Origin of the sequence: Pseudomonas sp. MPC6 (genome assembly GCF_006094435.1) — a bacterium.
Lineage (GTDB): Bacteria > Pseudomonadota > Gammaproteobacteria > Pseudomonadales > Pseudomonadaceae > Aquipseudomonas.
Genome location: NZ_CP034783.1, coordinates 4,823,032 through 4,835,572 on the forward strand (window position 1 = coordinate 4,823,032; position 12,541 = coordinate 4,835,572).

Below are 12,541 nucleotides of genomic sequence, written 5' to 3' on the forward strand. Positions count from 1 at the left end.
GCCAGCGCCTACAGGGGATTGTGTGAACACTGAAAATCCCCTGTAGGAGATTCTATGTTTGGGGGGAAGCCCCAAAAACTGGATTTGGCTGATATTCGCTCTGGTTCTTCATCAGGGCGAATGCCACCCGTGCCAGCTTGCGAGCCAGGATGACCAGCACTTGAGTCGTCTTTAATCCCCGCTCCAGATAGCGTTCGTAAAACGGCTTCCAGGTCTTTGAGCGACTGGCAGCCATCGCCGCGTTATGCAGCAGGCGCCGTATCTCTGAGTCACCTTTCTTGGTCAGCTTTCGACGTCCGTTCATCTGCCCCGAATCAGAGACTCTCAAATCCATTCCAAGAAACGCGATATAGGCGTCACCACTGGCGAAATCGCCGCGTTGAAATGCCATCGTCAGTGCGGTGGCGGTAAGAAAACCGACCCCCTCTACGGCCTGGCAGCGTTTGACTTGCTCGAGCAGACCCGCCTCTTTTACGACGTCCAACAGCTTCTTCTGGATGAGTAAATCCAATCGGCCCATGGCAGCGATCTGTTGTTTGAATGCCGCTTTCAGCAGCGGTTCGTCGTTCCAGCTTTGAGTCAAACTGACACGCGCCTGGACCAATGTCGCTCGTCTTCGAAGCAGGCTTTGAAGCTTGGTATAGACCTTCGGCGGCGGGCTCCAAGGACGTAGCTCTTCCTCTTCGTTCTTCAAGTAACGCGCCAGTAAACGGGCGTCGCTGGCATCTGTTTTGGCGCGGCCACCCACTCCTTTGCGGTAATTACTCAAACGGAAGCCGTCGATGACATAGACGGTATGTCCCATTGCATGAGCCAGCTCAACCGTATCCAGGTGATAGATATTGGTGGCTTCAATAGCGATGGCGCTGTTTGCAGGTAACGTTTTCAGCCACTTTGTAAGAGACGGTTTATCGTTTGACACGGCCAACAGCAGATCCGTGTCGGCCTGATAGACCACCACTTCGGCCTTGGCGACATCCACTCCGACTACAGAACGCGAGACACTCATTGCCACAAAGAAAGCTCCGGGTTAGGGTTTAAAGGCTTGTCGGGGCTTCACCATTGCGCTGGCTTGCTTCTATCGTCGGTCATGGCCGATGCATTCCTTATCGGCGCTTTGGTGAAGGGGTGGGGCGAAGTCTCCCACGGTCTGTACTGGCTAGAGTCAGATGCTGGCTTTTAGTCCCACCACCCCTACAAGTCTAAACATACAAGCTGGCTTGCCAGCGAAGAGGCCGGCACAAACACCTAAATTCTCCGCCCGGTCACTCGTTCCTCCCAGATAGCAAAGCCCCCACTCACGCACCGGGGCAGCGAACCCGACTGAGACGGCAATGACCAAACCACGTTCGAAAAAAGCGCTCTACATCGGCCTGCCGCTGGCCCTGGCGATCTGCGCCGGTGCGGGCTATGCGGCCTGGGATTACTGGTTCAAGGACAACCCCGGTTACCCGGTCAAGGTGATGAAACAGGCCGATGACCTGCAAGCGCGCATGCTCTCGTTCGACAGCCACATCACCGTGCCCATGGATTTCGGCACCGCCGGCAACGAAGCCGACAAAGACGGCACTGGCCAATTCGACCTGGTCAAAAGCGGGCGCGGACGACTGTCCGGTGCAGCCCTGACCATCTTTGGCTGGCCGGAAATCTGGAACGGCGACAACGCCCCGCACCGCCCCACCGCCGGTTTCGTCGACGAGGCACGCTTCGAACAGGAAACCCGCTACAAGATCATCAGCACCCTGGTGCGCGACTTCCCCAACCAGGTCGCCATGGCCTACACCCCCGACGATTTCCGCCGCCTGCACGGCGAAGGCAAGTTCGCGATCTTCCTGAGCATGCTCAATGCCTACCCCCTGGGTAACGACCTCAACGCCCTGGACAAGTGGGCGGCCCGCGGCATGCGCATGTTCGGCTTCAGTTATGTCGGCAACAACGCCTGGGCCGACTCCTCGCGACCCCTGCCGTTTTTCAACGATTCCCGGGACGCCCTCGGCGGCCTGTCGGACATCGGCAAACAAGCCGTGCACCGCCTCAACGACCTCGGCGTGATCATCGATGTGTCGCAGATGTCGACCAAGGCCCTGGAGCAAGTCGCCCAATTGAGCCGCACCCCGATGGTCGCGTCCCACTCGGCGCCACGGGCGCTGGTGGACATCCCGCGCAACCTCAGCGACCAGGAAATGCAGTTGATCAAGAACAGCGGCGGCGTGGTGCAGATTGTCGGCTTCCCGACTTACATCCGTCCGCTGAGCCAGGCCACCCAGGACAAGCTCAACGCCCTGCGCGCGCGGTTCGACCTGCAACCGCTGCAAGGGCTGGAGATGGCGCTGATGCCGGGCGATCCGGTGATCACCGTCTGGTCCGAGCAACGCTTCGGCGAGTACGCCAGCCAGCTCTACGCAATAGTCGACGAAGAACCCAAGGCCACCCTCAAGGACTACGGCGACGCCATCGATTATGCGGTAAAGAAAATCGGCATCGACCACGTCGGCATCAGTTCCGACTTCAACGACGGTGGCGGCCTCGATGGCTGGAAGGACGTCAGCGAAGGGCGCAACGTGACAGCCGAACTGCTCAGCCGCGGCTACAGCGAAGCCGATATCGCCAAGCTCTGGGGCGGCAATTTCCTGCGGGTCTGGGACCAGGTGCAGCAGTCCTCCAGGCCCGTGGCCAAACACTGATCCCACTTTTTGCACAAGCGAACCGAGCTCATGACCAACCGTCGTTCATTCCTCAAGCAGGCCGGCATTCTCGCGGCGGGCCTGCCCCTGGGTGCCGCCGTAAACCTGCCGGCGCTGGCCGCCAGCCCGGCACCGCTGGCCACGGACAAATGGACGCAGTTGCGCCAGCTGTTCAATCAGGACCCGAACTACCTGCACTTCGCCAATTTTCTGGTGACCTCACACCCAAGCCCCGTGCGCGAGGCGATCGAGATGCACCGCGCCAACCTCGACCGCAACCCCGGCCTGGCGATGGATTGGGACCTGGGAGAAACCGAAAAACGCGAGCACCAGGTGCGGGTCTGGGCCGGTCGTTATCTCAAGGCCGCACCGGAACAGATCGCCCTCACCGGCAGCACCACTGAAGGCCTGTCGCTGATCTACGGTGGCATCCATGTGCGCCCCGACCAGGAAATCCTCACCAGCGAACACGAACACTACGCGACCAATTATGCCCTGGCCTACCGCCAGCAAAAGGATGGGGTCAAGGTGCGCAAGCTCACGCTGTTCGAGCACAGCCACAGCGTTTCGGTGGATGAAGTGGTCGGCACCATTGCCCAAGGGATTCGCCCCGAGACCCGGGTGCTGGGCATGACCTGGGTGCAATCGGGCAGCGGCGTGAAGTTGCCGATCGGCGAGATCGGCAAACTGGTGGTGGAACAGAACCGCAATCGCGAGGAAAAGGACCGCATCCTGTATGTGGTCGACGGCGTGCACGGCTTCGGCGTCGAGGACCTCGATTTCCCCGACATGCACTGCGACTTCTTCATTGCCGGCACCCACAAATGGATGTTCGGCCCGCGCGGCACCGGGATCATCTGCGCCCGTTCGGCCGAGCTCAAGGACGTGACGCCGACCATCCCGACCTTCTCCGAGTCCACCACCTTTTCGACCATCATGACCCCTGGCGGCTACCACAGCTTTGAACATCGCTGGGCGCTGGACGAAGCCTTCAAGCTGCACCTGGAACTGGGCAAGGCCGAGGTCCGGACACGCATCCATGCGCTCAATACCTACGCGAAAAATCGCCTGTTGGAGCAGCCGCGGATCGAATTGGTCACCCCGAAAAATCCGGCAATGTCCGCCGGTTTCACCTTCATCCGGATCAAGGATCGGGACTGCGAAAAAGTCGCGCTGCAGCTGATGCAGAACCGCGTGGTCTGCGACTCGGTGGACCGCGACGTCGGCCCGGTGATCCGCATCGCCCCCGGCCTGCTTAACACTGAAAACGACATCGACCGGTTCATGGCGTTGCTGAGCAAGACCACATGACACCTCCCCTACTGTAGGAGCTGGCTTGCCAGCGAAGGGGCCGGCACAGGCAACAAAGATGTTGAATGTGACGGACCCTTCGCTGGCAAGCCAGCTCCTACAGGGGTTCGTTATCGCGCCGTTATTCTTTGATCGAGATGCCTCATGAACCGAAATCTGCTGACCATGGCCCTGACCGCACTCCTCGCCGGCCTCCTGCCCGCCACCGCCCAAGCCGCTGCCGCCCCGCAACCCGGCAAGGTATTCAAGGACTGCCGCGATTGCCCGGAGATGGTAGTACTGCCCGCCGGCACCTTCACCATGGGCACCCCTGACGATGAAGTCGGGCGCGAACCCGATGAGGGGCCGATGCACGAGGTGACCTTTGCCCAGCCGTTCGCCATGAGCCGCTTCCAGGTGACCGCCGGCGAATGGGACAGCTACGTGCGCGAGAGTGGCGTGACCATCGCCAATGGCGACCCCCGGCCGGGTCGCGAATGCGTCGCCAGCAAGCCACGTTATCCGCAAAGCCCGCGCCAGCCAGCGGTGTGCATGAACTTCGATGACGTGAAGGATTACGTCGCCTGGCTGTCGAAAAAGACCGGGCAGCAGTACCGCATGGTCAGCGAAGCGCAACGCGAATACGCGGCACGCGGCGGCACCAAGGGCCCGTTCCCCTTCCCGTTCGATGAAGGCAAGGCATACAGCATCGCCAGGCACGCCAACACCTATGGCCCGGCCGACGGCTTCAGCTACAGCTCGCCGGTGGGCAGCTACCCGCCCAACGCGTTCGGCCTGTATGACATGCACGGCAATGTGTACGAGTGGGTCGAAGACTGCGAACACCCGGACTACGTCGGCGCCCCCACCGATGGCAGCGCCTGGGTCGAGGCCAATTGCGAAGCGGTGCGCATACGCGGCAACGACTGGGGTGAAGCCCCGGTGTTCTCGCGCTCGGGCAACCGCAACAGCCAGTACCCGCACGAGCGCGGCGACTGGATGGGCTTTCGCATAGTGCGCGACCTTTAACCCCACACGCGATCCCCTGTAGGAGCTGGCTTGCCAGCGAAGAGGCCGTCACATCCAACATCAATGTGGCCTGTGACACCGCCTTCACCGACACGCGATCCCCTGTAGGAGCTGGCTTGCCAGCGAAGAGGCCACCACATCCAACATCAATGTTGCCTGTGACACCGCCTTCACCGACACGCGATCCCCTGTAGGAGCTGGCTTGCCAGCGAAGAGGCCGTCACATCCAACATCAATGTTGCCTGTGACACCGCCTTCACCGACACGCGATCCCCTGTAGGAGCTGGCTTGCCAGCGAAGAGGCCGTCACATCCAACATCAATGTTGCCTGTGACACCGCCTTCACCGACACGCGATCCCCTGTAGGAGCTGGCTTGCCAGCGAAGAGGCCGTCACATCCAACATCAATGTTGCCTGTGACACCGCCTTCACCGACACGCGATCCCCTGTAGGAGCTGGCTTGCCAGCGAAGAGGCCGTCACATCCAACATCGTCGTTGCCTGTGACGCCGCCTTCGCTGGCAAGCCAGCTCCTACAGGGGCCAGCGTCGATCAGGGGTCGTGTTGATCAGTCCTGCCGCCAGTCGGCGCCCTTGTAAATTAACCCTCCCACCAGACGTTCTACTGGGTATCTGCCTTCACGACCCAAGGAACCGTCTTCCATGACCCAGCCAACCCGTGGCGCCATCGGCGAATTGTTCGCCCTGTTGAAACCCTTTCGGCTGATTGTCGCGGCCTCCATTTTCCTGGGCATGGTCGGCGGCCTGAGCGTCACGGTATTGCTGGCGACCATCAACAACGCCCTGCATTCGGAAACCGGCCTGAGCCAAGGCGTCGTCGCGCTGTTCGCCGGCCTGTGCCTGCTGGCGCTGGCCAGCTCGATCTGCTCGGACATCGGCACCAACTATGTCGGCCAGCACATCATCGCCACGCTGCGCAAACAGTTGGGGGAAAAGGTCCTGTCGGCGCCGATCGAACAGATCGAACGCTATCGCAGCCACCGCCTGATCCCGGTGCTGACCCACGACGTCGACACCATCAGCGACTTCGCCTTCGCCTTCGCGCCGCTGGCGATTTCGCTCACGGTGACCCTGGGCTGCATGGGCTACCTGGCGATCCTGTCGTGGCCGATGTTCCTGATCATGGTCGCCGCGATCCTGATCGGCACGGCGATCCAGGCCTATGCCCAAAGCAAGGGCGTGCAAGGTTTCATGGCCGCCCGCGACGCCGAAGACGAATTGCAAAAACACTACAACGCCATTGCCGAAGGCGCCAAGGAACTGCGCATCCACCGCCCTCGCCGCCAGCGCATGTTCGTCTCGGGCATCAAGGCCACCGCCGAGTTCATCTGCAACACCCAGGTGCGCTCGATCAACACCTTCGTCATCGCCAAGACCTTCGGCTCGATGCTGTTCTTTGTCGTCATCGGCCTGGCCCTGGCGCTGCAAACCTTCTGGCCGAGCGCCGACAAAACCGTGATGAGCGGCTTCGTGCTGGTGCTGCTGTACATGAAAGGCCCGCTGGAGCATTTGATCAGCACCCTGCCTATCGTCAGCCGTGCGCAGATCGCCTTTCGCCGGATCGCCGAGTTGTCCGAGCAATTCTCCACCCCTGAACCGCACTTGCTGCTCAGCGACCAAGGCCACGTCCAGCCCGTGGTGTACGAACTGAAACTGGCCGATGTGCGTTTCGCTTTCCCGGCAGCCGAAGGGGCCGCGCCATTCCAGCTCGGGCCGGTCAACCTGACCATCAAGCAAGGCGACATCACCTTCATCGTCGGCGAGAACGGCTGCGGCAAGACCACGCTGATCAAGTTGCTGCTGGGGCTGTACACGCCGCAGCAGGGTGAAATCCGCGTCAACGGCGTGGGCATCGACGCGCAGAACCGCGACGACTATCGCCAGTTGTTCACCACCATCTTTGCCGACTACTACCTGTTCGATGACGTGGTCCAGGGCGATACGCACATCCCCGAAGACGCCAACAAATACCTGCAACGCCTGGAGATCGCGCACAAGGTCAGCGTCAAGGACGGCAATTTCACCACCACCGACCTCTCCACCGGCCAGCGCAAACGCCTGGCCCTGGTCAATGCCTGGCTCGAGGAACGTCCGGTGCTGGTGTTCGACGAATGGGCGGCCGATCAGGACCCGACCTTCCGGCGGATCTTCTACACCGAGCTGCTGCCGGACCTCAAGCGCCTGGGCAAGACCATCATCGTGATCTCCCACGATGACCGCTATTTCGACGTGGCGGATCAATTGGTGCGCATGGAAAGCGGCAAGGTCATCACCGAAATGGCCCCTGCCTGATCGGGTGCTCGTGGCCATGCGCGGACCTGTGGGAGCGGGCTTGCTCGCGAAGGCGGCGGCCCGGTCAATTTTGATGTCGTCTGACACACCGCTTTCGCGAGCAAGTCGAATCGTCGCACCGCCGCTCCCACAGGTTCTGCGCGGTTTTCACCCTCCAGAAATTTATTTTCCCGGTTTCTTTCCGGTTTTCCGTTCGTGCTGCGTCTAATAATCATTCCTATTAACAAAAAACTCTGCACAACACTTTTTCAGGAGCTCAGGTAAGTAATGCGACCTCAAACCCGCCGCACACCTCTCGCGCTGGCCGTACAGCGTCCGACTCTGCATCGCACCCTGTTCACCAGCGTACTGCTGACCGCCACCTTGCTGGGGAGCTCGATGGCCAATGCAGCACCTGTAAAAGTAAGTATCCCGGTCCAGCCGCTGTCCAGCGCGCTGACTGAACTGGGCATGCAGACCAACCTGCAGATCCTCTACAGCCCGGACCAGGTTGCCGGAATCAGGTCCCGCGCGGTATCCGGTTCCCTGGAGCCTTCCCAGGCCCTGGCGGAACTGCTCAAGGGCACCGGCATTTCGTTCCAGATCAACGGCAACAGCGTCACCCTGGTGTCCGGCGGCGGCTCGAGCCTGCAACTGGGTGCGACCACCATTTCCGGCCAGGCCCTGGGCCTGAACACCGAAGACACCGGTTCCTACACCACCGGCGCAACCACCACCGCCACCAAGCTGCCGCTGACCCTGCGTGAAACGCCGCAATCGGTGACCGTGGTGACTCGTCAGCAGATGGATGACCGCGGCGTACAGAGCGTGGGCGATGCGCTGAAGAATACCCCCGGTATCACGTCCCAGAAGTACGACAGCGACCGTACCGAGTTTTCCGCACGGGGCTTTGCCATCACCAACTTTCAGTACGATGGCGTCAACATCCCCTACGACGGCGTGTACGGTGAAAACCCGAACAACACCGACGACGCTGCCAACCTGGACCGCGTCGAAGTCATCAAAGGCGCAACCGGCCTGATGACCGGTGCCGGCGACCCGTCCGCCACCGTCAACCTTGTGCGTAAAAAGCCGACCAAGGAGTTCAAGGCTTCGGTCAGCGCCACCGCGGGTTACTGGGACAGCTACCGCACCGAAGGCGATATCTCTGGCTCGCTGACCGACTCAGGCAACGTGCGCGGCCGCTTTGTCGGCGCCATGCAGGACAAAGATTCGTACATCGACCACTACAGCCAGAAGAGAGACCTGTACTACGGAGTTCTCGAAGCCGACCTGACCGACGATACCCTGCTGACCCTGGGCGTCGACAAATCCAGCGCCACCCCGCGCGGCAGTTCCTGGACCGGTAACACGGTTTACTACGCCGACGGCGGCAAAACCAACTTCTCCCGCGGCTTCAACCCGGGCGCCGACTGGAGCCGTCGTGATTTCGACAGCACCACCTACTTCGCAAACCTGGAACAAGCGCTTGCCAACGACTGGAAACTCAAGGTCAGCCTCGACCAGAAAACGACCGATCACGATACTCAACTGGCCTCGGCCAGCGGTGGTTTCCCGGACCGCGACACCGGCGAAGGCATGTTCTTTTACCAGGGGCACTGGGAAGGCCATCGCGTGCAGTACACCGGTGACGTGAACGTCTCCGGCCCTTTTAGCCTGGGCGGTCGCGAGCATGAACTGGTGGCTGGTTTCATGGCGGCCCACTCCACTCAGACTGGCGCAAACTTTGGCTCTCCCACCGATTCCGATGGACTGGTACCGGGCAACATCTTTGACTGGGCAGGCCATATCGCGAAACCGGACTTCCCGAAAATCGGCAAGTACGAGCGCACCCAGAGCCAGAACGGCGCTTACCTGGCCACGCGCCTGCGCCCAACCGACGACCTGTCGTTCATCCTCGGTGGCCGTGTCAGCACCTACAAGTACAACGAGGATTACACCTACTACCCGGGCGCCGGCCTGGCCGACACCCACGCCAGCTACAAGGAACACGGGGTCGTCACGCCTTACGCCGGTGTGGTCTATGACCTGAACGATACCTACTCGGTCTACGCCAGCTACACCAGCATTTACCAGCCACAAATCAACAAAGACATCAATGGCAAGACCCTGGACCCGGTTGAAGGTGACGCCTACGAAACCGGTCTGAAAGCGGCCTACTTCGAAGGCAAACTCAACGCAAGCCTGGCCTTCTTCCGCATCGAGCAGGACAACGTCGCTGAGTCGGTCGGCACCAATGAGATCACCGGCGACGGCATTTTCCAAGCCGTCGACGGTGCCACCACCAACGGCGTTGAACTGGAACTGGCCGGTGAACTGGCCCAGGACTGGAACGTATCGGCCGGCTACACCTATGCCCGTACCCGCGACGAGGATCACCAACGCATCTACGGTTTCCCTCTGGCCACCAGCAAACCGGAACACGTGGTCCGCACCTTCACCACCTACCGTTTGCCCGGCGCGCTGGACCAGGTCACCGTCGGTGGCGGTGTCAGCTGGCAAAGCGCGTTTTACGGCCAGAGCTTTAGCCCTACCGATGGCAGCACCTCGCTCAAGCAAGGTGGCTACACCCTCGTCGACCTGATGACCCGGTATGAATACGACGATCACCTGAGCTTCACCGTGAACGCCAACAACGTCTTCGACAAGCGCTACCTGACCGGCCTTGGCAACTTCGGCACCACCTTCTACGGCGAGCCGCGCAACATGCAAGTCACCGCGAAGTATGATTTCTGAGCGCTGAACTGAACTGAAAAATGCCCGTGTCGTGAGACGCGGGCATTTTTTTTGGCTTGAGAATTTCGCTGATTGTGATGCCGTCTTCGCGAGCAAGCCCGCTCCCACAGGGAATCTTCAGTGAACACAGAATTCAATGTTCACATCGAGCAACTGTGGGAGCGGGCTTGCTCGCGAAGGCGATAGCCGCCCTGCTACAAATCCCGGCACCAGACATCATGCACAAGGGCAGTGACCACTAAGGCGGGTCGAGTCGATCCAGCGCCCGATTCACCGCCAACTCCCCCAGCATGATGACCTGCGCAATCCCCAGCAGTGAATTACGACCCGGCCCCTCCATATGATCCGCCAGGTCCATGGCCATGACATTGGCCGATGCCAGCGACTCGCAGGCATGGGCCAGCAGCGTTTCGGTATCGAGCTCGGGGTTGACGGTGAACATGGTGCCGGGTTTGCGTGGCGTGGCCATGATGTTGGCGGCCGGATTGAGGTGATGGTCGAGCGCGCGTTCGGCGGCTTCGTGGAGTTGTCTTGAATCGAGGTTTTCGCAGGGGGATGCCGGATCGGTATCTGGCGGGTTGGGTGTGACCTTGAACATAGATGAAACTCCTAACGCGAATAACAAAGGAACCATCACCCTCGCTACCAAACGAAAGGTGGCGGCCATACGCGGGTTGGTAGACCGGTCGCATTAGGAACCCGGCGCCCCTGAAGGAGCCCTGCGCATGGCCACCATAAAACAGAGTCCGGAGAAAGCGACTGCGTAAGGTGGCGCTATGCGCCTAATACGAAACGGGCTACCAAACCCGATCGCTGTTTTTCAGCGACCGACAAACGATAGAGCCCGCACCCAAGGCGCACAAGCCGGCGGATTCTGGCGTAACTGTAGGCAATGGCGCAAGGTGTTGTAGCTTGTAGGAAGTCATCTTGCGGGGGATTAAACAAGCGCAATTAAACACTGTTTAATGACGGGTAACGGTACTTACACGCGAAGTACATAAACGGAAAAAACAGTGCCTGCATTGTTAGTACGCGCATTTGTTGGAGCTATAGATTTGTATTGACTGTCAGGCAGTCTTCGCGAGCAAGCCCGCTCCCACATTTGATCTTCAGAGGCGCAAAATTTGTGTACGACATAGATCAAAATGTGGGAGCGGGCTTGCTCGCGAAGGCGATGGTAGATCTACCAAAAATCTTCCTGCTTAATGTAAAAAACCGCTACCCCCTATCCAGGAATGGCGGCGTTTTGCATTTCAATTCAAAGCTGCGAACGCACCCACCCCGCCACCTCCGCATGAATCCCTTCCACTTCACTCAGCAACCCACCCATGCGCATGAAGTCATGGGTCATGCCCGGCTGCTCCAGCAGCGTCACGTCATTACCGGCAGCGCGCAGACACTCGGTGTAGGCCAACCCTTCGTCATGCAACGGGTCATGGCCGGCCAGGTACACCAGTGCCGGCGCAACGCCTGACAGATCGTCAGCCAGCAACGGCGAGCAGCGCCAGTCCGCCAGGTCCTGGGTTGTGCGGGCGTAATGGGCGTAGAACCAGTCCAGCGTCGGCGTCTCCAGCAGGTAGCCTTCGGCGAAGTCGCGATGCGAGGCGCGTTTGATGGTGGCATCTGTCACGGGGTACACCAGCACTTGTGCCTTGGGTTTCAACAGTAATTCTGCAGGTTCGCGCACGGCCATGATCGACAACACCGTGGCCAGGGTCGCGCCGACGCTGTCACCAGCCAATGCCACCCGTGTGGCATCCAGGCCATGGGCCGCGCCTTCGCGGACCAGCCAGTTGCCGGCATCGCAGGCGTCCTGTACCGGGGTGGGGAAACGCCATTCCGGTGCCAGGCGGTAATCCACCGTCAGCAGGGCGAAACCACCCTGGGCGGCCAGGCGACGGCACAGTGCGTCGTGGGAATCGAGGCTGCCGACCACGTAGCCGCCGCCGTGGAAATACAGGACCACGGGCTGCAGTCCGTCGACCGGTTTGCCATCGCGATACAGGCGCGCCGACAAACTATGGCCATCCCGCGCGGCAATGGTGAAGTCCTCGCAGGCAACGCTGTCCAGCGGCACGTCGAGAAAGCCTGAGGACGCTTCGAAGTCGATCCGTGCCTGTTGCGGCGACTGTTCGTGCATGGCGCGGCTTTTGCCGGTCAGGCGGCCGAATTCGGCGAGTTCGAGAAATGCTTCAAGTTCTGGCAAGACGGCCATGGGATGAATCCTTTTACACAATGGGGTCAGTAATCGGGCGGAACACAATATTGAATCGAGCGAAGATCCCTTGTAGGAGCTGGCTTGCCAGCGAAGGACTCAAGTACGCCGCGTTTAGTCAGGAAACACGCGTTATCGTTGACGACCTTCGCTGGCAAGCCAGCTCCTACATGAGCGGGGATCCCTGTAGGAGCCGGCTTGCTGGCGAAGGACTCAAGTGCGCCGCGTTTAGTCAGGAAACACGCGTTATCGTTGACGTCCTTCGCTGGCAAGCCA

8 protein-coding genes are annotated in these 12,541 nt (G+C 60.4%); 5 read left to right on the forward strand and 3 right to left on the reverse strand.

The window, feature by feature from the left end:
• Positions 1-52 precede the first annotated feature (52 nt).
• The gene (locus ELQ88_RS24335; protein ID WP_138963519.1) at positions 53-1,015 is read right to left on the reverse strand and encodes an IS110 family transposase; all 963 of its coding nucleotides are present in this window, start codon (positions 1,013-1,015) and stop codon (positions 53-55) included.
• 319 nt (positions 1,016-1,334) lie between these two features.
• Between ELQ88_RS24335 and pvdM the strand changes: the two genes are divergently transcribed.
• The 5 genes from pvdM to ELQ88_RS24365 all read left to right on the forward strand — a co-directional run bounded on the left by pvdM (position 1,335) and on the right by ELQ88_RS24365 (position 10,050).
• Positions 1,335-2,684 (forward strand): pyoverdine-tailoring dipeptidase-like protein PvdM, encoded by a 1,350-nt coding sequence (pvdM, locus tag ELQ88_RS24340; RefSeq protein WP_138968296.1) that lies wholly within the window; start codon positions 1,335-1,337, stop codon positions 2,682-2,684.
• A gap of 30 nt (positions 2,685-2,714) precedes the next feature.
• Positions 2,715-3,995: an aminotransferase class V-fold PLP-dependent enzyme gene (locus ELQ88_RS24345; RefSeq protein ID WP_138968298.1), complete on the forward strand. Its 1,281-nt coding sequence runs from the start codon at positions 2,715-2,717 to the stop codon at positions 3,993-3,995.
• A gap of 144 nt (positions 3,996-4,139) precedes the next feature.
• A complete protein-coding gene (locus ELQ88_RS24350) occupies positions 4,140-5,003 on the forward strand; it encodes a formylglycine-generating enzyme family protein (RefSeq protein ID WP_138968300.1) in 864 nt (287 codons plus the stop codon).
• 661 nt (positions 5,004-5,664) lie between these two features.
• A complete protein-coding gene (locus ELQ88_RS24355) occupies positions 5,665-7,314 on the forward strand; it encodes a cyclic peptide export ABC transporter (RefSeq protein WP_138968302.1) in 1,650 nt (549 codons plus the stop codon).
• A 267-nt stretch (positions 7,315-7,581) separates the two neighbouring features.
• Positions 7,582-10,050 carry a TonB-dependent siderophore receptor gene (locus ELQ88_RS24365; protein WP_138968304.1) on the forward strand — a complete coding sequence of 823 codons (2,469 nt, stop codon included), beginning with the start codon at positions 7,582-7,584 and terminating at the stop codon, positions 10,048-10,050.
• A gap of 238 nt (positions 10,051-10,288) precedes the next feature.
• Here the strand turns inward: ELQ88_RS24365 and ELQ88_RS24370 are convergent, their stop codons facing one another.
• Both ELQ88_RS24370 and ELQ88_RS24375 read right to left on the reverse strand, forming a co-directional pair.
• On the reverse strand, positions 10,289-10,648 hold the full coding sequence (locus ELQ88_RS24370) for a DUF6124 family protein (protein WP_138968306.1): 360 nt from the start codon (positions 10,646-10,648) through the stop codon (positions 10,289-10,291).
• Between the two features lie 660 nt (positions 10,649-11,308).
• A complete protein-coding gene (locus ELQ88_RS24375; RefSeq protein ID WP_138968308.1) occupies positions 11,309-12,265 on the reverse strand; it encodes an alpha/beta hydrolase in 957 nt (318 codons plus the stop codon).
• Positions 12,266-12,541: the final 276 nt, after the last annotated feature.